General features: G+C 32.4%; 18 protein-coding genes. 12 read left to right on the top strand and 6 right to left on the bottom strand.

Annotation, left to right across the window (positions count from 1 at the left end; all coding sequences use genetic code 11):
- Window positions 1-9: 9 nt before the first annotated feature.
- The 6 genes from NH26_RS18580 to NH26_RS18555 all read left to right on the top strand — a co-directional run bounded on the left by NH26_RS18580 (window position 10) and on the right by NH26_RS18555 (window position 8,479).
- A complete protein-coding gene (locus tag NH26_RS18580; RefSeq protein ID WP_139263167.1) occupies window positions 10-390 on the top strand; it encodes a hypothetical protein in 381 nt (126 codons plus the stop codon).
- 161 nt (window positions 391-551) lie between these two features.
- Window positions 552-3,470: a protein translocase subunit SecDF gene (gene secDF, locus NH26_RS18575; RefSeq protein WP_044223444.1), complete on the top strand. Its 2,919-nt coding sequence runs from the start codon at window positions 552-554 to the stop codon at window positions 3,468-3,470.
- Window positions 3,471-3,681: 211 nt separating this feature from the next.
- Window positions 3,682-4,068 carry a hypothetical protein gene (locus NH26_RS18570; protein ID WP_139263166.1) on the top strand — a complete coding sequence of 129 codons (387 nt, stop codon included), beginning with the start codon at window positions 3,682-3,684 and terminating at the stop codon, window positions 4,066-4,068.
- Between the two features lie 135 nt (window positions 4,069-4,203).
- On the top strand, window positions 4,204-7,164 hold the full coding sequence (secDF, locus tag NH26_RS18565) for a protein translocase subunit SecDF (protein ID WP_044223440.1): 2,961 nt from the start codon (window positions 4,204-4,206) through the stop codon (window positions 7,162-7,164).
- Window positions 7,165-7,342: 178 nt separating this feature from the next.
- On the top strand, window positions 7,343-7,750 hold the full coding sequence (locus NH26_RS18560; protein WP_044223438.1) for a hypothetical protein: 408 nt from the start codon (window positions 7,343-7,345) through the stop codon (window positions 7,748-7,750).
- Between the two features lie 69 nt (window positions 7,751-7,819).
- A complete protein-coding gene (locus NH26_RS18555; RefSeq protein WP_044223435.1) occupies window positions 7,820-8,479 on the top strand; it encodes a hypothetical protein in 660 nt (219 codons plus the stop codon).
- A gap of 84 nt (window positions 8,480-8,563) precedes the next feature.
- On the opposite strand, the gene NH26_RS18550 is transcribed toward NH26_RS18555, so the two are convergent.
- From NH26_RS18550 to NH26_RS18530, 5 genes are all read right to left on the bottom strand, one after another.
- On the bottom strand, window positions 8,564-9,676 hold the full coding sequence (locus NH26_RS18550; protein ID WP_044223433.1) for a DEAD/DEAH box helicase: 1,113 nt from the start codon (window positions 9,674-9,676) through the stop codon (window positions 8,564-8,566).
- Window positions 9,677-9,815: 139 nt separating this feature from the next.
- A complete protein-coding gene (locus NH26_RS18545) occupies window positions 9,816-10,286 on the bottom strand; it encodes a hypothetical protein (protein WP_044223431.1) in 471 nt (156 codons plus the stop codon).
- Window positions 10,287-10,476: 190 nt separating this feature from the next.
- Window positions 10,477-11,343 (bottom strand): YncE family protein, encoded by an 867-nt coding sequence (locus NH26_RS18540; RefSeq protein WP_044223430.1) that lies wholly within the window; start codon window positions 11,341-11,343, stop codon window positions 10,477-10,479.
- 367 nt (window positions 11,344-11,710) lie between these two features.
- Window positions 11,711-12,520, bottom strand: a complete 810-nt coding sequence (locus tag NH26_RS18535; RefSeq protein ID WP_044223428.1) for a response regulator transcription factor — start codon at window positions 12,518-12,520, stop codon at window positions 11,711-11,713.
- A 1-nt stretch (window position 12,521) separates the two neighbouring features.
- Window positions 12,522-13,223, bottom strand: a complete 702-nt coding sequence (locus NH26_RS18530) for a helix-turn-helix transcriptional regulator (protein WP_044223426.1) — start codon at window positions 13,221-13,223, stop codon at window positions 12,522-12,524.
- 373 nt (window positions 13,224-13,596) lie between these two features.
- On the opposite strand from NH26_RS18530, the gene NH26_RS18525 reads away from it, so the two are divergent.
- The 6 genes from NH26_RS18525 (at window position 13,597) to ndk (ending at window position 22,993) form a co-directional block, all read left to right on the top strand.
- Window positions 13,597-15,489 (top strand): WG repeat-containing protein, encoded by a 1,893-nt coding sequence (locus NH26_RS18525; RefSeq protein ID WP_044223425.1) that lies wholly within the window; start codon window positions 13,597-13,599, stop codon window positions 15,487-15,489.
- 173 nt (window positions 15,490-15,662) lie between these two features.
- Window positions 15,663-17,603 carry a serine protein kinase gene (locus NH26_RS18520; protein ID WP_044223423.1) on the top strand — a complete coding sequence of 647 codons (1,941 nt, stop codon included), beginning with the start codon at window positions 15,663-15,665 and terminating at the stop codon, window positions 17,601-17,603.
- Window positions 17,604-17,672: 69 nt separating this feature from the next.
- Entirely contained in the window at window positions 17,673-18,854 is a 1,182-nt protein-coding gene (locus tag NH26_RS18515; RefSeq protein WP_044223422.1) for a YeaH/YhbH family protein, read from the top strand.
- A 46-nt stretch (window positions 18,855-18,900) separates the two neighbouring features.
- The gene (locus NH26_RS18510; protein WP_044223420.1) at window positions 18,901-20,301 is read left to right on the top strand and encodes a SpoVR family protein; all 1,401 of its coding nucleotides are present in this window, start codon (window positions 18,901-18,903) and stop codon (window positions 20,299-20,301) included.
- Between the two features lie 172 nt (window positions 20,302-20,473).
- A complete protein-coding gene (locus NH26_RS18505) occupies window positions 20,474-22,255 on the top strand; it encodes an ABC transporter ATP-binding protein (protein ID WP_044223418.1) in 1,782 nt (593 codons plus the stop codon).
- A gap of 264 nt (window positions 22,256-22,519) precedes the next feature.
- Window positions 22,520-22,993 (top strand): nucleoside-diphosphate kinase, encoded by a 474-nt coding sequence (gene ndk, locus NH26_RS18500; protein WP_044223416.1) that lies wholly within the window; start codon window positions 22,520-22,522, stop codon window positions 22,991-22,993.
- 463 nt (window positions 22,994-23,456) lie between these two features.
- Here the strand turns inward: ndk and NH26_RS18495 are convergent, their stop codons facing one another.
- Window positions 23,457-24,689 (bottom strand): ABC transporter permease, encoded by a 1,233-nt coding sequence (locus tag NH26_RS18495; RefSeq protein ID WP_044223414.1) that lies wholly within the window; start codon window positions 24,687-24,689, stop codon window positions 23,457-23,459.
- Between the last annotated feature and the right edge of the window lie 134 nt (window positions 24,690-24,823).

The following is a 24,823-nucleotide window of genomic DNA, read 5'->3' as shown; positions in this document are numbered from 1 at the left end:
TCGAGGTTGATGAATAATACCTCGAAAATATCATTACGAGTATTCCATATTTTAATGGCTGCTATTCTCCTGTTATCTATAGGAGGAGAAGCTTTATATGCCATAAATAATGCGTCGAATGAATCTTCAGTATTATCTCTAAATCAATCAAGTGATCTTATTGATTTTAATGGTGATCTTTCCCAAGATTATCCAAAAACAATTTCCTACAATACGCAAAAGTATCACTGGAACAATCACTTTTTAAACACCTTTACCTCTAACCATCGTTATTCTTTATCAAAGAGTTTCCAAACTCAACCTGAAAAGAGAATAATTGGCTGTATCGATCATTTATGTACTGAAAAAAAATGTATCGGTCTTTACTATGTTGCCCCTAATGCACCTTAAATAAAACCTTCTTATTTCCATTTTAATGTTTGTTTAACCGTGTTCAATGTATTTGAACATCAAATTCTTATACACAAACATTTCTCAATTACCCTATAACAAATCAATCATTTCCTTAGAGTTATTATCCAATAAACTCCTAGGAGCATACACACTATTTTATGAGAAACAGAGGTTTTATAATGTTTATTGCAACATTAATTACAATAACGAGTCTTTTCAATATCTCATTTTCATGGGTTTCAAGTCATATACAATCAAAGGCTACAGAATATGCTACAGATCAAAATGGAGAAATTGATCATTTCAAAAAACAAGTCTATCTAGATTCTATTTGGACTGAACCTGTTTACAATTTAGGAATTGTAAACTATACCTACGAAGAAGTCAAAAATAAAGAACTATCAAGAGGCCTAGACTTACAGGGAGGTATGCATGTTACCCTAGAAGTCTCTCAAAAAGAGATTATCGAAGCTCTAGCAAAAAATATTGATTCAGGTTTTGAAAATGCTTTACATCAAGCAGAACAGCTGACAAGAGAAAATCGTAAATCCTTTTCTCAAAATTTCTTTAGTTCCCTTTTAGAAATAAATCCCGATAATTCATTTTCATATTATTTTGCTAATGCACTAAATAAGGAAAAAATCACTCTTTCATCTTCTAATGCAACAGTGGTAAATTACGTCAATTCGGAAATTGACGGAGCAGTGGATAGTGCCTATGATATCATACGTAATAGAATTGATAAGTTTGGAGTGACTCAACCCAATATCCAAAGGGTAAAAGGTAGTAACCGTATCACCTTAGAATTACCTGGCGTTGATAACCCTCAAAGGGTACGAAACCTTATACAAGGAGTTGCTAAGTTAGAATTCTTAGAAGTTTGGTCGCATCAAGATGCCTTAACTCATATGTATAAAGTAGATACAGAATGGACAAAAAAGTATGGATCAAAAACTAGTAGTGTTGAAAAAACTGTCGACAATTCTCTTTTCCATGGTGAAAGTGAAGATAATGTTGCCATTCAAGAAACTGAAAAAGACGTACGATCTCCATTACAAAAAAGTATTTCGCCATACAGCTTTATCTACCTGCTATCAGATACTTCTAAGGTAAATCAGGTTTTAAATGATGAAAGCTTGATGTCTATTCTTCCTTCTAATATGAAATTTGCATGGAGTCATAAATCTTTTACCACAGGCCAAGGTGTTAATTGCATCGAATTAATGGTCCTTAAAAAAGGACAAGAAGCAAAAATTACAGGAGATTATATTGCTGATGCTACTCAAACTTATGGACAAAATAATCAACCTGTAGTATCAATGTCTATGAATATTGAAGGAACTAAGAAATGGAAAAAAATGACTTCCGAAAATCTTGGTTCAAGAATCGCCATTGTATTGGATAATGAGGTGTACACTGCTCCTACCGTTCAATCTGTTATCGATGGAGGTCGTTCAGAAATTTCAGGAGATTTTACTATTGAAGAAGCAAAAGACTTGGGGAATGTATTAAAAGCAGGTAAACTTCCAGCCCCTACTCATATTATCGAGGAAGTAGTTGTTGGTCCTTCGTTAGGAGATATTGCCCAATCTGATGGTATTCAATCTGTAGTGATTGGCCTATCATTAGTATTACTTTTTATGACCATTTATTATGCTAAGGGAGGGTGGATAGCCAATGCAGCACTTGGATTAAATATTGTTTTAATTTTTGGTATTCTAGCAGAATTAGGAGCTGTTTTAACCTTACCAGGAATAGCTGGAATTGTACTTACAATAGGTATGTCTATCGATGCAAATGTTTTAATATTTGAACGGATTAGAGAAGAGCAAAAGAAAGGGATTTCAATATTAACTTCTATATCAAATGGATATAACCGTGCCTTTAGTACTATTTTAGATGCCAACATGACTACTTTATTTACCGGTATATTCCTTTACACTTTTGGCATCGGTCCTATTAAAGGGTTTGCAGTGACTTTAATAATTGGTATCCTTTGTTCATTCTTTACTTCTGTTTTTGTTACGAGATTAATCATCACTGCATTAATCAAGAAAAAAGGGAATCAATTTCAATTCAATTTTGAAACAAAGTTCTCTCAAAGGCTTTTCAGAAAAATGAATTTCGATTTTCTGAAAAAAAGAAAATTAGCCTACTTTATTTCTAGTGGTATTATCGTTTTAGGCTTATCAGCTTTAGCTTTTAAAGGTTTAAATAAAGGGGTTGATTTTACAGGTGGACGAACATATGTAGTCAACTTTAATGAAAAAGTAATTCCTTCTAAATTAGAATCTTCATTAATTAAATATGTTGATGGAAAATCTGTAGAAGTAAAAACCTTTGGTAATGATAAAACTTTAAAGATTACCACTTCATATCAAATTGAAAATGAATCTCCCGAAAGTGATGCAGATGTTAAACAACGAATTATAACGGGCATTGCTGACTTTACTCAATTAGATTTTTCTGAGGATGCAAAAGCCACAAGTACAACATTTGTGATACCATCAACATCAAAAGTAGGAGCTAGTATGGCTGATGATATCAGTATTTCAGCTCAAAAGGGGGTCTTATTCTCTCTAGGTAGCATTTTTATTTATATCTGGTTTAGATTTAGAAAAGCTAGTTTTGGTATAGGAGCTATTCTAGCACTTATTCATGATACATTAATTGTTTTTGGTGCATTTGGGATTGCCAATTTATTGGGTGCTGGTTTTGAAATGAATCAAGTATTTATTGCTGCTGTTCTAACTATTATTGGTTATTCCATCAATGATACTGTAGTTGTTTTTGACAGAGTAAGAGAAGAACAATCAAATCAATGGAAAAAAACATCGTTAGATACTTCAATTAATAACGCTATTAATAATACATTAAACAGAACAGTAATTACCTCAGTCACCACTCTTCTTGTTGTTGTTGTATTGTTAATTTTTGGAGGAGATGCCCTAAGATCATTTGCATTTACATTATGCATTGGAGTGGTTGCCGGTACCTATTCTTCCATATTTATTGCAGCACCTTTAGTGTATGATATTTCAAAGAAAACAATCAAAAGAAAATTTTCGATGGCATAAAATCAAATTTTTCTTTCATGAAGTGACGTTAGATGACTCATTTTTTTGATGAGTTGCTTCAAAAAAATTGACTAAAATCGCTCAATTTTTTAATAAAAAACGTCATTTGTACATATCTAAGAATATATTTCAATATTTGATCACAGAAAACCTATTCTAAATTGTGTTTTCTGTGATTAATTTTTTTATTTTTGCCTTGATTAAGGTTTTTATGCAAAAAGAACATAACATATCGTTTCGCTTTTTTCCATTTTTAATGGCAGTACTCCTCCTATTTACCTTAGGAGCTGAGAGTGTTTATGCTATTCAAAATGATGGAAACAATATAGTTGAAGTTTCTGTAGAGCATAATGATGATGCTGAACAAGGTAAGACGATTATCAACATCTTAAAAGATCAGCATGATGCAATTCCTCATTCAACTTTTAAAATTGAATGGAATAACTCACTTCACAAAACCTTACATTGCAACAACGATTTTCAGCTTGAGGCCGCAGAAGTACAACCTGTAGGTTTCCTTACACAAAATTCGATTCTAAAACTTTCTGCTGAGAAAGTTTGCGTAATGACCTATTACGCTGCACCCAATGCCCCATAAGGAATCTTCCTTTTTTTTCAATTTGAACACAATTTTATCAAGACTTGTCCCTTTTTTAGGTTGATATAAGTCCTTGTGTTATATATATCTAATAAATCATTTCGACTATTCAATAGTTAATTTTTTACTAATATTATGAGAAACAGAGGTTTTATCCTGTTCATAGCTGTCTTAGTAACAGTTTTCAGTATTTTCGACCTTTCATTTTCATGGGTATCACAAAACGTTCAGTCTAACGCTGATGAGTATGCCATGGATTCTGAAGGCCACGTAGATTATTTCAAAAAACAAGCATATATCGATTCGGTATGGAAATTACCAGTATATGACTTAGGTTTTAAAGCATACACTTACGAAGAAGTAAAGAACAAAGAATTAGCTTTGGGTCTTGACCTTCAAGGTGGTATGTCAGTAACATTGGAAGTATCTCCAATCGAAGTTGTAAGAGCAATGGCTGGTGCAAACATCGATGAAAACTTCGAAAAAGCTTTAGCAACTGCTGAAGTATTAACGAAGGAAAACAGAGAATCATTCACAAATAACTTCTTTACTTCTTTAAAAGAATTAGACGAGAATGTTCCTTTCGCAACTTACTTTGCTTCATCAGCAAACAAAAACAAAATTTCATTTAACTCACCAGACAAAGCTGTACAAGATTTAGTAGAAGGTGAAGTAGATGGTGCTGTAGAAAGAGCATTTGAAATTATCCGTACTCGTATTGACAAGTTTGGTGTAACTCAACCAAACATCCAACGTCTTCAAGGTACTAACCGTATTTCTATCGAATTACCAGGTGTAGATAACCCACAACGTGTTCGTAACCTATTACAAGGTGTTGCAAAATTAGAATTCTTAGAAGTATGGACACTTCAAGAAGCTCAACCTTACTTGTTCCAATTGAACCAAGAATGGGTTAAACAAGAGAAAGCTCGTAAGAAATTATCAGGTGATGTTGCTGCGACTGAAACTAAAACTGAAGCTAAATCAGAAACTTCTCTTTTCGAGAGTGATTCTACAGATGTAGCATCAAATGATTCTACGGCAACTGAAGAGCAATTATTTGCTCCTATCATGAAAGGTTTTACTCAGTTCGGTTTATTGTATGCTGATACTGATACTGCGGAAGTAAACGCAATGCTTCGTGACAAAGAGGTAATGTCTATCATTCCTTCTGACATGAAATTCTTATGGGGTCACAAGCCAAGATCTTCTCAAGGTGGTGTTGATGTTTATGAATTATATATCATCAAAAAAGAGCGTGAAGCAAAATTAACTGGTGAAGTAATTGCTGACGCCAACCAATCTTATGACCAAAGAAACCAACCTGCTGTTTCTATGGTAATGAATGTAGAAGGTGCTAAGAAATGGAAAAAAATGACTGGCCAAAACTTAGGTCGTCAAATCGCTATCGCTTTAGATAACGAAGTTTATACTGCTCCAAATGTACAATCAGAAATTGACGGTGGTCGTTCTGAAATCACTGGTAATTTCGAAGTTGCTGAAGCAAAAGATTTAGCTAACATCTTAAAAGCTGGTAAGCTTCCTGCTCCTACTAAAATTATTGAAGAAGTAGTAGTTGGTCCTTCATTAGGTAAAGTAGCACAATCACAAGGTATCAACTCGGTACTTCTTGGTTTAGCTCTAGTAATTGTATTTATGGTAGTTTACTACGCTAAAGGTGGTTTAATTGCCAATGCTGCTCTTGGTTTGAACATCTTCTTTATCTTCGGTATCCTTGCCGAACTAGGAGCTGCTCTTACATTACCAGGTATTGCAGGTATTGTTTTAACAATTGGTATGTCTATTGATGCCAACGTACTAATCTTTGAGCGTATCCGTGAAGAACAAAGAGCTGGAAAGTCACTATTGACTGCTATCTCTAACGGTTATGACAGAGCATTCTGGACTATCTTTGATGCTAACTTAACAACATTATTGACAGGTGGATTCTTGTACGTATTTGGTATGGGACCAATTAAAGGTTTCGCGGTAACATTAATGATCGGTATCGTTTGTTCATTCTTCTCAGCTGTATTTATCTCTCGTTTGATTGTTTCACAAATCATTAAGAACAAAGGTGAAGACGCTAAATTGAACTTCGAAACAGGTTTATCTAAGAAGCTTGCTGGTAAAATGAGTATCGACTTTATGGCTAAACGTAAGATGGCTTACATTTTCTCTGCTGTTGTTATTATTGCTGGTCTTGGATCTTTAGCTACTAACGGATTAAACTTAGGTGTAGACTTCACAGGTGGTCGTTCTTACATCGTAAGCTTCGATAAAGCGGTTGTTCCTTCAAAAATTCAAGGTTCATTAGTTAAAAATGTTGATAATAAGCCAGTAGAAGTAAAAACTTACGGTAATGATAATACTTTAAAGATTACTACGGCTTACCTTATTGATGAAGAATCATCAGAAACTGATGCAATAGTTCAAAATGCAATTGTTGAAGGTATCGAAAGCTATACTGGCTTAAAATACTCTAAGAAACAAATTCCAACAGCAACTACATTCGTTATTCCATCGACATCGAAAGTGGGTGCAGCAGTTGCTAACGATATTACAGACGGTGCTGAAGAGGCAGTTTTATACTCTCTACTTGGTATCTTCTTCTATATCTGGGTACGTTTCCGTCAGTGGAACTTTGGTGCTGGTGCAATCTTAGCTTTATTCCACGATACTTTAGTAGTATTTGGTGCATTTGGTATTGCGAACTTATTAGGTGCTGGTTTCGAATTAGATCAAGTATTTATTGCTGCAATTCTAACCGTTATTGGTTACTCAATTAACGATACAGTGGTTGTATTTGACCGTGTTCGTGAAGAGCGTGAAAATGCAACTGTAGGTACTAAAATGATCGACGTAATGAACAATGCTATTAACGGTACTATGAACCGTACTATCATTACTTCATTAACAACATTATTAGTAATCTTAGTATTGTTATTATTTGGTGGTGAGGCATTGAGAGGATTCTCATTCTCATTATTCATCGGTATTATGGTAGGTACTTATTCATCTATCTTTATCGCTGCTCCATTAGTATACGATACTTCAAAGAAGAAAATTGAAAAAGAAGAAGCAGTAAATGCTTAATTTCTTTCAAAATATAATGAAGGCCTTACGATTCGTCGTAAGGCCTTTTTTTATGTCAATATTTTATAAATACCCCTCTACTAATGTTAAGTTATTTTAGATTTTGTAAATGATTCCTTACAAAATAACTAGAATGCCCATTTCAAACGTCTAACAGTTGAAACAAACATGTATAGACATGAAAACACTTTGGATTTTCTTAATATCAATTTTATTTTTCTTACCCGACTATGCGAATGATAAATTGATAAATTATAACGATGAGAGTTTAAAAATATATACCCATGAGTCTTCTGCAGGTACTGCTGCTTACATTTTTGATGATAATGGTACGGTAACCTATGTATTAGATTTTAAAGATGGTTCATATTATGAATACCCAGGTAATTATTCTGTTTCAAATGATATTATTGATATCGATTTAAAACCCGGAAAAGGAAAGAATAATATAGGTATTGAAATGGATCAGCTAAGACCTAAAAGACATCATATAGAATTACAAGTACGCTCAGAAAAAGAGCTATTTGATAATGATCATTTCAAACATGGTGAATTTCAATTGTTAGAAAATCAAAAAGCGAAGTAGATCGATGGTTATTTACATACTTGATGGGAAATAGTTTCTTATCTTTGTAAACGACTAAATTAGAATAATATGAAGATTTTACAGACAATAGCTTTTTTATTATTATGTCAGTTAGCAGTAACGGCACAAACATTCCAATTTGATAAACAAATTAATTTTGAAGTTTATGAAAATGGAACATTACAAGAATATCCTCAAGCAAGAGCTTTAGTTGGTGCACAGAACGTAATGGGCGCTCGTGTTGTTTTAGAAGAAGATGCAGGGGCTCAATATTCAGTTGTTGACTTTGAAAAAGGAAAGATTAAAGTCCTTATGCGTCAATTTGGTCAAAAAGTAGCATTAGAAACTGATGTTAACACAGACCAATTAGATGTTTTAGGAATTTCTGATGTACCGGTTACTGAAGATAAGAAAATCAAAAAAGAGATTATTGGTATTAAATGTCGTACTTTCAAAGGAACTCAAGACAATAAGACAGTAATCGTACATGTTGGTAAATACAATTCTGATCTAAAAGGATACGAATCTTTTACTAAAGAAATTTGTAAAAAAGCAGGTATAGAATTAAAAGATAAAGAAATTATTTTAGGCGTTGAACTGATCGATAATCAATCAACAGGTACTTTCAAAGCTTACATTAAAAATATTAAAGAAAAAGCTTTTAAGATTGACACAAGTAGTTATACTACATTAGGTTCTTCTGGAAGCTTTGGAATTCCTGGATTTTAATCCAACACACATCACAAAAAAATCCCTTAACAATATCTTGTTAAGGGATTTTTTTATTTCTAATTCTGAAAAGACTTTTGATAATTAATCAAAGATCTGTTCCATAGTAATACCGAATTCGTCCTCAATTTCGTCTAACCTTGATAATTCTCTTTTACCAAGTAAACATAAAGACACTCCTTTTTTACCCGCTCTAGCCGTTCTACCACTTCTATGAGTAAAATACTCCATTTTATCAGGAAGTTGGTAATGAATAACGTAAGCTAAATCTGCAATATCAATTCCTCTAGCGGCCAAGTCTGTAGCTACTAAAATTTGTAATTTCTTTGATTTAAAAGATCGCATCACTTTATCTCTTTCTTTTTGAGATAAATCTCCATGAATAGATTCAGCTTTAAACTGCTTTCCATGAAGTTGTTTTGCTACCTGCTGAGCATCAGCTTTTGTTCTTGTAAAAATCACCCCTCTATCATCACCTTGCTGACGAATAAACCAATTAAGAGTTTCCATTTTCTGCTTAGGCTCAACAACCAAATATTCAAATTTGATATTTTTGTTGATAACATTCAATGGGTTCACCTCAATTCTAAAAGCATCTTTATCCATATACTTCTTAATGATCTCCTTAATTCCCGTAGGGAAAGTAGCAGAGAACAACCAAGTAGCTTTTTTATTAGGAGTTAAACGAAGAATTTTATTCAAATCTTCTTTAAAACCCATACTTAACATTTCATCCGCTTCGTCCATCACAACTGTTTTAATTTGTGATAAATCTACAGCATTACGATTAACAAGATCGATCAAACGTCCTGGAGTTGCTACTAAAATTTGAGTAGGTCTTTTCAAGTTATTCACTTGAATATCTATTGGAAAACCACCATATACAGCCTCACAAAATACTTTGTGATAATACTTTGTAAATCGGAACAACTGTTTTTGTATTTGTTGTCCTAATTCACGTGTTGGTGATAAAATTAATGCTTGAGGTTGCGGATTTTTTGGGTTAACGGCATGAAGTAATGGTAAACCAAAAGCTGCTGTCTTACCTGTTCCCGTTTGTGCCTGCCCGATAAAATCGGTTCCTTTTTGCATTAAAAACGGGATTGACTTCGATTGAATAGCCGTTGGTTCTTCAATTCCGTTTTCTGAAAGTGCCTTTACTATAGCACTGTGTATACCTAAATCCTTAAAAGTCATTGTATATCTACTTTTGTACGATCACAAAGGTAGGAGGATTTATTGGTAAAAATAGAAAATACAAGATTATGTAATGAAACATTTAGAAGAAATGAGAGAAAGAAAAAAGGACTGTGGGGAAGCAGTCCTTTTTTTTGAATTAATTTCGGTAAACGTTTACCCATTCAATGTAGATAACTTTAGGATTATCTTCCAACATTTCTTTAGGTAATTCAATGTTGATAAAATCAGATAACTTGGCTACCTTTTTTACCAGAATATCTTTATAAGTAGAAATATATTGATTTTTAGTAGCTCCACTTGAATGAAAATGTTCAAACATGTGTTGCTTATCTAAATCTGTGTAACCTTTAAATCCTTCAAGTCTAGTAAATGGCAATCTCAAAATGATTTTTTCTGGCCATACGCTTCCTTGAGGTCTCCTGATAATCGCTTTACCGATATCGGCTACTTTGGAAAATTCAACTACTTTTTCATCTAATGAATCAATCATCTTAACTTCGTTAAGTCCCTTAATAGATTCAAAATGTAAAGTAGTATCAATCTTCTCCTTTTCTTTACAACTTATCATAGATAAAAGTAAAAAAAGAAGTAGTATAGTTTGTTTCATGAAGTGTAAATAATAATCGTTCAGTACAAATTTTAAAAAGAGTTGCCTATTAAAATAAATCGACAACACTCAACATAATTGCTTAAGTTAAAAAAAATATTGAAAAAATGATAATTCGAAAAAAAATAAAAGGTAATATATAGAACTATAATTATTCTACATATTACCTTTTAACTTAGTTTACAATGTCCTAATACCCTAACTTAATAATATTTAGGTTATTACTGTAATCATTTGCTATTGCTAATTCATTGGTTCTTTTGATATATTTTATACCAGCTGGACCATCAGCAGTAGATTGAATTACTCTTGGTTCTCTAGACAAAGCATCATTTACCTTAATAATCACATTCTCTTTTTTATCTGCTCCATAAGCAGTTAAATAATAACTCATTGAGCCATTAAATGTAATATCTTCTAAGTATGGAAACTCATTGATCTCTAAAGCTAGAGTTGTCTTCTTGTCTTTAAAACTATAAGCGTAAATACCTCCTCCACTTTCTTTCGAGCTTAAAATAAGTAGGTCTTTATGTTTTTTACTGTAAAAAACACCTGTAGGTGATTCTACTTTATCAGTTAACAGTTCTGCTTCTTTCTGTCTTAAATTTATCAGAAAAACTTTATTTGCTGTTTGATCTGATGCATAAACATGAGTACCGTCAGTCGCTAATGATCTTAATGAAGAAGCCCCTTCTACTACAATTTCAAAAATTTTCTCTTCCTTTTTTAAATTATATGCTTTGACTTTATTTACATCAGCAACATAAAGTATACCTCCATAAATTAATACTCCATTGGGATCTTCTAATTCTTTAACTGCAAATACAGCTCCTCCACGACGTCCTCTTTTAATTATACCGTGGTTTCCTGGAGAACTGATATAGAACAATCCAGACTTTTCATCAAAAGCAACATCCTTAGGGGATTGAAGTTTAGCATCAGGATCTGCAGTGATTGTTTTTTTACTTTTCTTCTTTTTTTTAGGTGTCACTTCTTGTGCTGAAACACAAAAAACTAATCCAAGAGAAAGTAATAAACTAATAATAACTTTGTACATTTTTAGTATTTTCTTCTATTTATAACGAGCATATCATATCTATTTCCTCAAAAAATGCTCAAAACCCTTTTATCTAAGATAGGATAAACAGACTATAGTATTTTACTCTATCAATGATACACAAATATATAATAAGTAACTTTCTCTGTAAATAAATTAGAAAGTGATTACTCATTTTCTAGGGAGTTTTTTGTTTATTTAAGTTTAAATCTAAATAAACAATATTGAAGTAGGTCACCCCTCTCGTTAAATTGATTCATTTTTAGGAGAATAGAGAAAATACAGTCAAAAGTTTTTCTTTGATGTATTCTGCATTTTTCCCTTTCATGATACCATTTTGTATGAAAGTAAGAACATAAATTATCTATCAAATTAATCCTCTTCGTATTGCTTCAGTCGCTAATTGAATTACATTTTTCATGTCATTCTTTTTAATCATATTTTTCTTGTGACGGTTTACTGTTTCCTGAGAGATGTGTAATTCTTCCCCAATTTCTTTTGCTGATAAACCATCAGAAATTAGTACTAAAATTGTTTTTTCTCTATCAGATAGGTCCAAATTCATGGTGTCCAAGTTTGGCTTTGTAAACTCCTTAACATCAATTATTTGAGTATCATTATTTAATTGATTAAAAAATGATATGACATAACGCTGTTCTTTTGTAATATGAGTTACATTTGAAATGGCAATGAAAAAAGAAGTAATTTCTTCATTATTAACTTTTACAGGAATATTCTGTTGAAAATAAGTCTGCCTATTTCCCCTCATATTAGTAGCTCTGAAAATAAATGAAGACCTATGAATCAAATCTTTGTATTTAGAATACAGGTAAAGATGAAACGAAAAGATTTTATCTAATGAATAGGTATACATTTCTCTATCTTCGTCATCCACTGTTGTGTCTAATAATTCGATGATAGAGTTTAAATGATTACTATTGGTATAGAACATATGACTATTTTGATCCTTCTTGATAAATTCAATTTTTTTATCATCAAAATTAGCAATGAAACTGATAGTGGACCCCGGATATAAAAATGCCTTGGATACTTCTTTAATATGATCATATCGATCTATATCTTTAATACCTCTTGAAATTATATTCCTTGATAATCCTTTTCTGTTAATTATGTCTACTAGATTTTGTTTAAAATTGTCGTCTTGTTTGTTTTTCATTTTAAAACAAGTTCATTCGAAGGCACAGTTTTATGGTAGTCATGATACTGTTTGTTTGTGTCTTCTTTATAATATTTTTCTTGTGTGTAGTTATAGTATGCATACTTACATTTAACAATTCAGCGGTTTCTGTATTCGATAATCCGTTACTCACTAAATGAAGTATTTCTATCTCTCTTTTACTTAACGAATAAATAGCATTACATTGTATAAACTCATCAATAGAAATGATATTATAATAAGAATTAGCTGTTTTAAGGTCAATAAAACTAATTCCTTTTCTAAGTGCCACATCTAATCCATCTTTAAAGATAGTATTGTAAAATTTGATATTTTTTATCTTCTTATTTTCAAATAACTCCATTTCCACTTTTGCCAGACACTCCTGCTCACTTCCATCAGCAAATAATAATGGATAAGTAAAAAACACTTTAAAGTGGTTTATATTATCATATTCTTTTTGAAGAAAAGCTTCCAGTATATCTTTAATCAAATGTAATTCATGATTTTGAAAACTCTTTGATGAAATAAAGAATCCCTTTCTATTGGTAGGGTTCTTAAAATTATGCCCTGTGATCTCAAAAAATGTTTCTGAAAAGTGCAAAAACTGGAACTTTTCACAACTAAATTCAAAATAAAATTGATCACCCAACCCTAAGTATTTGTTATAATAATCACTCTTCTTTTCTAATTCGTAGTTCATTTCATGGTAGTAAATATGCGTAAAAAGGTAAAGTCACCATCATTATGTATTCATACATTGAAGATAAAAACAAATATATATGTAATTCTGATAAATTCTAGTTAATACCATATAAAAATAGTGCAAAAATTTCTTCAAATATAATAACCTTTTCAACGATTAACTTTTATCACACTTTAACATAATACACATCACTTTTGATAATTGGATTTATCAAGTTTGTTTGATCAAATTAGATAATTCCGAGAATGGTATACGATTACTCCGTTTTTAAGCGTTATTAAATTAAGATTTGTATAAATCATACCAACTTTATCATTAAATTATTTAATGAATAAAATCCAAAACTAACCTTTTCAAAAAACAAAATCCTATGAAAAGCTACCACCTATTCCTTTGTATATTCTTATTTAATTTTTCAATCACATTTGGTCAAGATATTATATTGATTCCTTTCCAAGAAGATGGAAAGTGGGGATATATGGACAACAAAGAGAATACTATAATTGAAGCTCAATTTCATAAGGTAACTACTTTTACAAATAACACTGCCATAGTCGTTGATAAAAACGGGAAAAGTGGACTAATCAATTCAGAAGGACTCTGGGAATTAAAACCCAAATATTCAAATATTAGTGAAACCTTAAACGAACAAGTTTTTATAGTTGAAAATAATCATCAACAAATAGGAGTATTACATAGAGTGGGTAAAGAACTGATACCTATGGAATACGATAGTATTTTTGTGTTCGATAATAAAAACAATTACATCGTATGTAAAGGAGAAAAATATGGTATTTATAATACAGATCTTGATTATTGGAAATTACCACTTCGATACTATGAAATAGCATTCGACGAAAATCAAAAAATTAGAGTGATTGAAGACAATTTAATGGGGTTCTTAGAACCTGAAACTTATGCAGTTGTTAGTAAACCTCAAATTGTTATGAACAAAACAAGAGGAGGGAGTTTTGTATCCGCTTTTCAATTTACCCAAGGAAAACAACATGCTGTTGTTCAAACTTCCTCAGGTTTCAATCTTTTAGGAAAAAACGGTCAATTAGTTTTAAATAAGAGCACTACAAAAAAAATCAAAGAACTAGATATAACATCATACAATACTAACGGTTATAATTTCCCTTCAAATGCACAATACATTTCAGGTAAAAAAGTTTATATAGACGCCGGCAATAATACCTTTCATGAAAAGAATGTAAGTGATTATAAACTAAGTCAGGTTGACCCTGAAAATGAAAATATTCAAAAGTCTGAAACCGGGAGGTATTTCCTTATTAAAGACGGTGAAAAAGTATCCAAAGAATACGATAGTCTGTTTGTTTATAATGAAGATTTCTTACAAGGTTGGAATTATAACAAGAAAAAAGAGAAAATTGATAAGGTCTTAATTAATGCAGACCCTTTTGATGAGAACATTGGTAAAGAAATAACAAAAGGGTATCAAGCCATGATTTCTTATGAAAACTCACTACCTGAACAGCAACTTAATTGGGCAATCATGATTAGTGATAATAACAAACAAGGCATTTTTGATTTAGATACAAAAACTTATATCGTAGAAATGGACTACGAACAAATTTACACCCCATACCTAGAGAAATATAACTTACTTCTACTAGGAAAAACTACCGATAAATTTGCCTTTTACGATGTAGAAATCAATAAACAAGTTACTGAAATGATTTACTCTCCTGTGATAGACACTACTGCAGTGGATATTGGTTATTTATTATTACAAAGAAAAGGGGGAAAAGGAGAGTCTGAGAAAGTTTTAGATCTTTTTTCAGTTAAAAATAAAAATCTAACCGGGAGAACAATTGATGGATATCAAATTGATAAAAGAGCCCCAAAAGGGAGTTTAGCAATATCTAAGAATTATAATGGTTGGGTATCAGGTATTCAATTTGAATTAAGTGAATTTGCTCCTACTAACTTTCAATATATCTATTACAAAGAACACGGTGAAGGGAATGTTGGAGTTGGTTTCTTAGATGACCAATTAAATGTGATTATTCCTGCTAATTATGCAACAATAGCATTTAACAAAACCAAAGAGAATTACCTTAAAGTAACAGACTTTAATTTTAATGAAGGTCTAATAGATATGAAAGGAAAAACAGTTATTGAATTTGGTAAATATAAATCGATAGGAGCCATCTCTAATGGTATTTTACCAATTACTAATTTTGATAATCAAGATCAATTTATCGACCTATCCACTAAAAATATTACAATAAAAGACTGATCATTAACATCATAGTTGTTGATATTTTTTTGTTTTGTTCGTATATTATAATAGGCATAAATGAAAACCCAAAATCATTAAGCTTTACCTAGACGAAATCAGTAAAACAAAAAAACGTGTACATTTTAATTTTTAGTTAAAATGATTTACACCCAATAAAACCATAAACAACTATGAATGCTGCGAATGATCAAAACGAATTTAAAAAACTCTTTGATAACTTTCGAAAAACCAAGAAAGCTAAAGAAGAAACCCTGTCTTTCCTAGATTATCTAGAAGAAGTACAAAAAAACTCAGACCTCGCTGATTTAGCTCACAAAAGAATGTATAAAGCTATTACCAACGATGGTTTAAAGTTATTAGACACCGAAAAAGACGTTAGATTAAGACGTATTTTTGGCCCTCATTCTAAACTTAAAAGTTTCAACTTCTTTAAAGATGAATTCTTTGGTATAGAAAAGGTCTTACAAAAGCTTGTACGTTATTTCCATTCTGCTTCCCTAAAAGGTGAAGAAAGTAGACAAGTTTTATTTCTAGTAGGCCCCGTTGGTGCTGGTAAGTCCTCTTTAATAGAAAAATTAAAAAGTGGCTTAGAACAATCTACTCCATTTTATTATTTGGAAGGATCTCCGATGAATACCAATCCGCTTTGTGCCATTCCTCCAGAATTAAGGGAAGAAATGGAAGGTAGATTAGGTATAGAAATCGAAGGAGAACTTGACCCTGTAACCCAACATATTCTAGACCACGACTACAAGGGTGATTTCACTAAATTTAAAGTCATCAAACGACATTTTTCTATCCGTAAACGCCAAGGTGTTGGTATGGTCCCTCCTGTTGATCCAAACAACCAAGACACCTCTGTATTGATTGGCTCAGAAGATATTTCGAAATTAGATCGCTTTAGCGAGGATGATCCTAGGGTATTGACTCTTAACGGTGCTTTTAATGTAGGTAACAGAGGATTGGTAGAATTTATTGAGGTATTTAAAAATGAGATTGAGTACCTCCACGTCATGCTCACAGCAACCCAAGAAAAGCGTATTCCTGCCCCAGGTAAACATGGTATGATTTATTTTGACGGTGTAATACTTGCCCACTCTAATGAGGCTGAATGGAATCGATTTAAAGCCGATCATACTAATGAAGCTATCTTGGATAGAATTGTTAAAATTGAAGTTCCCTATGTATTAGAAATCTCTGAAGAAATTAAGATCTATCAAAAAATAATTGGTAAATCTGATTTTAACGCACACATAGCTCCACACTCGTTAGAAATTGCTTCTATGTTTGCCATTCTTACCCGTCTGAAGCCAACCAATAAATGTGATTTACTCACTAAACTAAAACTCTATAATGGTGATGAGGTGACTGAAAATGGTCAATCGAAACGTATCAATGTCATGGAGTTAAAAGATGAGGTTGAGGACGAAGGAATGAGTGGGATCTCAACTCGTTTTATCATGAAATCTCTTGATAATGCCCTGTCTGATACTGAGACTAATACGATTCATCCTATTGCTGTTCTTGATGCCCTTCAAAATAAATTAAAGGAAGAACCGATGCCAGGGGACATCAAAGACCATTATATGCATATTCTGAAAGACATTTTATACAAAGAATACCTTAAAATGTTGGAAGGCGATATCACTAAAGCCTTTGTACATGCGTATGATGAACAGGCAGAATCATTATTCCAAAATTACTTAGACCATGTAGAAGCTTATGTTCTTAAACGAAAAGTAACCGGGAATAACAATGAGGAAATGGATCCGGATATTAAGTTCTTAGAATCAATAGAACAACAAATTGGCATTTCTGGTACTGCTGCCGATGGATTCCGCCAAGATGTTATGAGTTACGTAACGCACATTCTAAGACGAAATGGACAACTACAATATACTAGTTACGAACCATTGAAAGAAGCTATTGAGAAAAAGCTAATGGCCTCTGTAAAAGACATCACTCGTATTATTCTGAAAGAAAAAACTAGGGATAATTCTCAAAAGAAAAAGTATGGTGCTATGGTAGCTCAAATGATATCAATGGGCTACAATGAAGAAAGCGTTGAAGCAGTCTTAGGATTTGCTTCAAACAACCTATGGAAAGATTAGCAGCATTAAATAGGTTGTTGAGACAGGGCTATTTTGCCTTGTCTCTTTCTACTCACTAAAAAAATACACATGGCTATATTTAAAGAATTTAGTAAACAGAAAAGAGATCGTTCTGCTGCCGATCGGCAACGTCATAAAGAATTAGTTAAAGAAAAAATCAAGAAAGGTATTTCTGATGTTATTGCCAATGAATCTATCATTGGACAAGACAAAGATAAAAAGATCAAAGTCCCTATTCGAGGTATCAAAGAGTTCCGTTTTGTCTACGGTAATAATAGCGGTAAAGGTGCTGCAACTGGCACTGGAAAAGAACAAAAAGGACAAGTGATCCAAGACCAAAATGGTCAACCTCAAAAAGGACAAGGCAAAGGTGAAGCAGGAAACGATCCTGGGGAAGATATTTACGAAACAGAAATTTCCTTAGAAGAAGCTATTCAGCTAATGTTTGAAGACTTAGAATTACCTGATATGGATCAGAAAAAGTTCTTTCAAACAGATACGGAAGTGATGCGAAAACTTCTAGGTTATCAGAAAAAAGGTATTCGAGCACGTCTATCTAAAAGAAAGACAATGATGAATCGAATCAAAAGAATGAAAGCTAAGGGTATAAATAGTAATGCACTTACTCAAAATGATGAATCCTTTCCTTTTCATAATGATGATTTAGTCTACCGTAGATTACAAGTAGATACTGAAGAACATTCTAATGCTGTTGTACTATGTTTGATGGATACTTCTGGATCCATGGATCAAACAAAAAAATACTTAGCTAGAAGCTTCTATTTTATGCTTTATACCTTTTTACAGACTCGGTATGAAAACACAGAAATCCTCTTTATAGCTCACCACACAGAAGCTAAAGAGGTAACAGAAGATGAATTCTTTCATAAAGGAGAATCTGGAGGTACCATCATTTCATCTGCTTATATCAAAGCACTTGAAATAATAGAGGAACGTTATAACCCAATGTTATGGAACATCTATGCTTTCCATTGTTCCGATGGAGATAACTTTGCATCAGACAATAAAAAAGCAATAGAACACGTGATTAAACTTAGTCAGGTTTGTAACCTCTTTGGATACGGTGAGATTAAGCCAGATATTGGTTTCTCTTGGTCTACTATGTTGGATGAATATAAAAAAGTAGAAGAAGAGAACTTTGTTTCCCTTAGAATGAGAACCAAAGAATCTGTTTGGCCTGCTTTAAAAAAGTTCCTCAATAAAGATAAAAGTAATACGCTCATGGATTAATTCTTTGAAGTTGTATTCAATGATATAATTCTAAACCCTATTAAATATGGATTGGGTATTAAAAGATTTAGCAAAGTGGAATGATAAGATAGAAGAAATTGCACAACAGTGCGGTTTAGATTATTATCCTCAAGAATTTGAAGTATGTGATTACCACGACATGCTGGGCTATCAATCTTATGTGGGTATGCCCTCACGTTATCCACATTGGAGTTTTGGTAAGTCTTTCGAGAAACAAAACACCATGTACAAATTGGGTATGGGTGGTCTAGCCTATGAAATGGTAATTAATTCCAACCCTTGCTTGGCATATTTAATGATAGACAACCCTTTGGCCATGCAAATATTGGTTATGGCCCATGTGTATGGTCATAACGATTTCTTCAAAAATAATATCAACTTCTCACATACAAGAGCCGAATTTGCTTTAGAGACATTTAAGTTAAATGCCAATAGAATTCGATCGTTTGTAGAGACCCCCAGTATCAATTACGAAGGGGTTGAAAGAATTTTAGATGCTGCACATGCTATAAGTTTTCATGTAGATCGCAATCAAAGAATTGTTCGTTTATCAGAAGATCAGCAAAAAGAAGATTATTTCCATCAAATAAATAGAGAGAAAGACAATTGGGATGAACTCAAGAGTCAAGATCAAGAAACGGATTTCATTCCTGCTTTAAGTGAAGATCTATTACTATTTATTCTTGAAAATAGTCGTTTTCTTCAATCGTGGGAAAAAGATATTATCCGGATTGTCCGAGAAGAAACTCTTTATTTCTTGCCGCAAATGGAAACTAAAATCATGAATGAAGGTTGGGCTAGTTTCTGGCATTATACTATTCTTCATAAATTGAATTTACCTCCAGAAATGCATGTTGATTTCATCCGTTCCCATAATCAAGTGATTAGACCTCATGTTGGAGGGTTAAATCCTTATCACATTGGTTTCCATTTGATGCAACATCTTGCAGGAAATAGTAATTCTTTTGAAGAAGATATCAATCCTCAAATTTTTGACATTAGAACAATTGATCGTGATTCCTCTTTTTTAAGACGATTCCTGACTCAAGACCTGATGGAAGAATTAGGATTGTTCGAGTATGAAAAAAACAATGGTAAAGTTTCCGTTTCTAATGTCTCTAATGATTTCAAAGGGTGGAAAGAAGTAAGAGATACTCTCATAAAACAAGTTGGAACAGGTGGCATTCCAATCATTAAAGTAAAAGGAGTCTCCCCTATTTCAAATGCTTTATACCTTGTACATGAATACGATGGACGTGAATTAGAATTAGGGTATGTCAATAAAACCATGCAACATATTTCAACGCTGTGGTCAAATTTCCCGGTTCATTTAGAGACTAAAGTTGAAAACAAAGAAGTGACCTGCATCTTTGAAAAAGGGAATTTCAGAGTGGAAGGAAATGAAGAAACGAAAGAAAGTGCCTAAATACGTTTGCTTTTAGATTCAGTTTTATAGAGCATATTTGATAAAAATCATTCAAATATGCTCTTATTTTATTCTTTAACGATTTCATTACAAAAAAATATGAGTAAAGTCATAAAAAAGTCGTTCTTTTGCAGTTCGATTAAATTAAAAAGTTTTGGGGATTTTTAGAAATATGTCGCGTAAAGACTCGGGAGAGAAAAAAGCACGTTTAGATAAAAAAGGTATACAAAAACTGAGAAGTATCTTTAGATTCATGCTTCCTTACAAAGGAACATTTAGTATGGGTATCATCAGTTTATTTTTTTCTAGTACAATCTTACTAGCGTTACCAAGATTAACTGGTGAACTAATAGATACTGCACAGGGTAAAGGAACTATCCCTTGGTTAGAAGACTTAACACAAGTTGGTTTAGCCTTAATGGCAGTTCTTTTTGTACAAAGTATATTTTCTTTTGCTAGAGTCTATTTCTTTGCTATCGTTAATGAAAATGCAATGGCTGATTTGAGAAGAACTTTATATCAAAAGTTCATGTCATTGCCTATGTCATTTTATGATAAAAATAGATCTGGAGAATTGTTTAGTAGAATAACATCTGATGTTTCTGTTTTACAAGATATGTTCTCTACAACACTAGCCGAATTATTCAGACAGTTGGCTACGCTTCTATTTGGTATTGCTATTCTATTTACACTAAATCCAAAGCTTACCTTATTCATGGTGCTTACCTTCCCTGTGCTCATTGTAGCTGCAATCATTTTTGGTAAGTTCATCAGAAAACTTTCTAAAGGAACACAAGATGCATTGGCAAAAGCCAATATTGTGGTAGAAGAAACTCTTCAGTCTATTGGCACTGTAAAGACATTTGCTAATGAAGATTACGAAGTCACACGTTATAGTCATACACTTACTGGTATCGTAAAAATCGCTTTAAAAGCTGCCACTTTCAAAGGTACATTCATCTCTTTTATCATCTTTGCCTTAATGGGAGGAATTATTGGAGTGCTATGGTACGGTACATATATGGTATCACTTCAAGAAATTACTGTAGGTAACCTTACTTCATTTGTTCTTTACACTATGTTTATTGGTGGTTCAATTGGTGGCTTAGGAGATATTTATGGTAATATTCAAAAGGCTGTAGGAGCAACAGAGAGAATCGAAGAAATTTTAGACGCAGAAGCTGAACATCAAATTGATAAAGAAAATGTGCCTAGATTAAAAGGTGATATCACTTTCAAAAATGTTGTTTTCTCATACCCTACTCGTAAAGAAATTCAGGTATTAAAAGGAGTTAACCTTTCTATTAATCAAGGTGAAAGAGTTGCGTTAGTTGGCAAATCTGGTGGAGGTAAATCTACCATTGCTCAACTATTACAACGTTTCTACGCTATTGATTCGGGTGATATTCTAATTGATGGAAAATCTACTCAAGATTATAATCTGATGGGTTACCGTAAACACGTTGGTGTGGTACCTCAAGAAGTCCTTTTATTTGGAGGAAGTATCGAAGAAAATATTCGATACGGTAATCCTGAAGCTTCTCAAGAAGCAGTGATTGCGGCTGCAAAAAAAGCAAATGCTTTAGAGTTTATTGAATCGTTCCCTGAAGGGTTTGACACACTTGTAGGAGAAAGAGGAGTAAAATTATCTGGTGGTCAACGTCAGCGTATTGCGATTGCTAGAGCTATATTAAAAGACCCTGCCATTTTGATTTTGGATGAAGCGACGTCTGCATTAGATATCGAATCAGAAAAATTAGTGCAAGAAGCTTTAGAAACACTCATGGAAGGGAGAACTAGTTTAATTATTGCACACCGTCTCTCGACCATTAGAAATGCGGATAAAATTGCAGTATTAGAAAATGGGTCTATCAAAGAAATAGGAAAACATGAGGAATTAATGCAAAAAGAATCAGGTGCTTATAACAAACTGATTCAATTGCAAGAATTCTAATCATCTATAAATATCGTTTAAGAAAGGGTGAAAAGTAGTTAATCTATTCTTCACCTTTTTTGTATATAAAGGTTATCGAAAACCTGAAACTATCTTAAAGTGTATCATTTTTACTTGTTAATCATACAAGTAATCTATATGTTTGTTTACGATTTAAAAACTATATTTTTTGTCTAATTAAAAAAGACATATTTTTTTTGAACCATGAAAACTCTCTTTTTCTAGGTTCTAACACCAAATAAGTAACAATAAACACAAGCAAATATGAACAATTACGCACCAAAAAAAGGTACTTTTACTTTTACAATGATTAAGCCTGGTGAGGAAAATCAAGAAAATATCGGTGAAATCTTAACAATGATCACAGAAGCGGGATTCCGTATCCAATCTATGAAAATGATTCGTTTAAGAACAAAACAAGCTGAGATCTTCTATCGTCACCTTGCTGATAAGCCTTTCTTTAACGATGTTGTTAAGTACATGACATCTGGGCCTGTTGTAGCTGCAGTATTGGAAAAAGACAATGCAGTAGTGGATTACAGAAAACTTATTGGCGCAACAAATCCTGAAGAAGCAGAAGAAGGTACAATCCGTAAGCGTTTTGCTAAATCTACTGATAGAAATGTAGTACACGGTTCTGACTCTGATGATAATGCAGCTGAGGAAGCTTCTTTCTTTTTCTCAATGGGAGAAAGATTTAATTCTAAAGGTTTCTGTTTCTTTGGATGGGGACAGTAATAAACCATTGATATAAATTGTATTTATATCTAAAAAAAAGCACTTAGTTAAGTAGACTTAACTAAGTGCTTTTTTTATTTGTCATTCAATATATAACAACACTACTTAAAAGTGAAATATTACTATTTAACTAGATAATTGCATCTATCTAATTACCTGTTTATCAATGATGTTAATAATATTGAATTTAATAAACATCACCAATAATAAATTTGATTACAGACTCTATTGGCCTAATTTCACTAGTAGATAAAGCAAGAATTAACATGAACTCTAAAAATAAAAGTACCATACAATCCGACTATAAATTACTTTTTCCCTCTTACTTAAACGTCCTCCTAATGTTCTTTGGAGGTCAATTTCCTATAAAATGAATGTATTATTACAAAAGGCAAAATGATAATGACTATCATTGATTCTTTACCATACCTCATAATTTATTTTATAGATTATGAGGTTTATTTTATTCAAATCTTAAGGATTCGATAGGATCTAATTTTGAGGCTTTATTAGCAGGATAAAAACCAGAAGTAACTCCTACAAATACACAAACAACAATAGAGACCATTAACCATAACCAAGGAAATATAAAGTTCTCTGAACCCATAAATGACGACAATACGTTTCCAATTAAAGCTCCGAGAAAAACGCCAAATAATCCTCCCAATAAACAGATAAATACAGCTTCAATTAAAAACTGTTGTCGTATTGCATTTGTTGTTGCTCCCAACGACTTTCTTATCCCTATTTCTCTTGTACGTTCTGTCACAGATACCATCATGATATTCATTAACCCAATAGACGCACCTAACAAGGTTACAATTGCTATAACTAAGCCTCCTAATCTTAAAGTACTAGTCATAGTATTAAATTCTTCACTTAAAGAATCTCTTTTTTTAATCTCAAAAGAATCAGGCTTTCCTAATTGATCTTTTCTAATTACCCTTAGAATTCCTCTTGCTTCTGAAACGGCATAGTCAATACCCCTTGGATCGGTAGTATTTACTACTGCTTTATAATAAAGTGTTTGTCCTGTAGCGAATTTATTAGCATTAATTAGTGGGATAAACACCATTCTATCGGCACTACCACCCCCTAGTCCTCCTTTTTCTTCTACTACTCCAATAACCATAAATTTCTTTCCCTTAAAACCTATGGTTTTATTTAATGGGTCTTCATTTTTATCAAATAAGTTATCAAAAACTTCTTTAGTAATAATGGCTACGTTTTGTCCTTGTTCAAGTTCAATAGAAGTAAAAGGCCTGCCTTCTTTGAGAGTATATCCATTGTTTTTCAGGTACATATCATCAATACCTGTCACATTATAATTTGGAGTAGTTTTTTTAGATAATCTTTTAATTTCTAAAGATTGTCCAACTGTTACTTCAAGACTTACCTTCCCTTCTACAGGTAATAATTCCTTGAATTTTCGCATTTCTTGATAAGTAATTACGTTCTTTTTAGTCATTTTCTTACCAAAAGCACCTCGTCGTCTCGTCATATCAGTAATATCAAAATTATTAACACCTAAATCTGACATTCCTGAGTTAATCGACTCATTTACAGCGTCAATCGCTGTCATAATCCCCACTAAAGCGGTAATACCAATCGTAATCATGGCCGCTGTTAATATTGTTCTAAGCTTATTTGCTTTTACAGAAGAGAAGGCTTCGAAGAAGTAAGTTAAGAATTGCATTGTTTATGAAAATATATCCTCAAATAATTCAATATAATAGTCAGTTTTAATTAAAAATGTAAAATAATATTACATCGTAATAATTTGACGAATTCTATAAGTTTTCGATGGAATAACTGTAGTAAAACAATTGT

The organism is Flammeovirga pacifica (assembly GCF_000807855.2).
GTDB lineage: Bacteria > Bacteroidota > Bacteroidia > Cytophagales > Flammeovirgaceae > Flammeovirga > Flammeovirga pacifica.
This window is presented reverse-complemented; position numbering and strand designations above follow the sequence as displayed.

Excerpts from the sequence above, each read along its gene's own strand:
- NH26_RS18580 (WP_139263167.1), top strand. The coding sequence starts at position 10 with ATGAATAATACCTCGAAAATATCATTACGAGTATTCCATATTTTAATG.
- secDF (WP_044223444.1), top strand. The coding sequence starts at position 552 with ATGAGAAACAGAGGTTTTATAATGTTTATTGCAACATTAATTACAATA.
- NH26_RS18570 (WP_139263166.1), top strand. The coding sequence starts at position 3,682 with ATGCAAAAAGAACATAACATATCGTTTCGCTTTTTTCCATTTTTAATG.
- secDF (WP_044223440.1), top strand. The coding sequence starts at position 4,204 with ATGAGAAACAGAGGTTTTATCCTGTTCATAGCTGTCTTAGTAACAGTT.
- NH26_RS18560 (WP_044223438.1), top strand. The coding sequence starts at position 7,343 with ATGAAAACACTTTGGATTTTCTTAATATCAATTTTATTTTTCTTACCC.
- NH26_RS18555 (WP_044223435.1), top strand. The coding sequence starts at position 7,820 with ATGAAGATTTTACAGACAATAGCTTTTTTATTATTATGTCAGTTAGCA.
- NH26_RS18550 (WP_044223433.1), bottom strand. The coding sequence starts at position 9,676 with ATGACTTTTAAGGATTTAGGTATACACAGTGCTATAGTAAAGGCACTT.
- NH26_RS18545 (WP_044223431.1), bottom strand. The coding sequence starts at position 10,286 with ATGAAACAAACTATACTACTTCTTTTTTTACTTTTATCTATGATAAGT.
- NH26_RS18540 (WP_044223430.1), bottom strand. The coding sequence starts at position 11,343 with ATGTACAAAGTTATTATTAGTTTATTACTTTCTCTTGGATTAGTTTTT.
- NH26_RS18535 (WP_044223428.1), bottom strand. The coding sequence starts at position 12,520 with ATGAAAAACAAACAAGACGACAATTTTAAACAAAATCTAGTAGACATA.
- NH26_RS18530 (WP_044223426.1), bottom strand. The coding sequence starts at position 13,223 with ATGAACTACGAATTAGAAAAGAAGAGTGATTATTATAACAAATACTTA.
- NH26_RS18525 (WP_044223425.1), top strand. The coding sequence starts at position 13,597 with ATGAAAAGCTACCACCTATTCCTTTGTATATTCTTATTTAATTTTTCA.
- NH26_RS18520 (WP_044223423.1), top strand. The coding sequence starts at position 15,663 with ATGAATGCTGCGAATGATCAAAACGAATTTAAAAAACTCTTTGATAAC.
- NH26_RS18515 (WP_044223422.1), top strand. The coding sequence starts at position 17,673 with ATGGCTATATTTAAAGAATTTAGTAAACAGAAAAGAGATCGTTCTGCT.
- NH26_RS18510 (WP_044223420.1), top strand. The coding sequence starts at position 18,901 with ATGGATTGGGTATTAAAAGATTTAGCAAAGTGGAATGATAAGATAGAA.
- NH26_RS18505 (WP_044223418.1), top strand. The coding sequence starts at position 20,474 with ATGTCGCGTAAAGACTCGGGAGAGAAAAAAGCACGTTTAGATAAAAAA.
- ndk (WP_044223416.1), top strand. The coding sequence starts at position 22,520 with ATGAACAATTACGCACCAAAAAAAGGTACTTTTACTTTTACAATGATT.
- NH26_RS18495 (WP_044223414.1), bottom strand. The coding sequence starts at position 24,689 with ATGCAATTCTTAACTTACTTCTTCGAAGCCTTCTCTTCTGTAAAAGCA.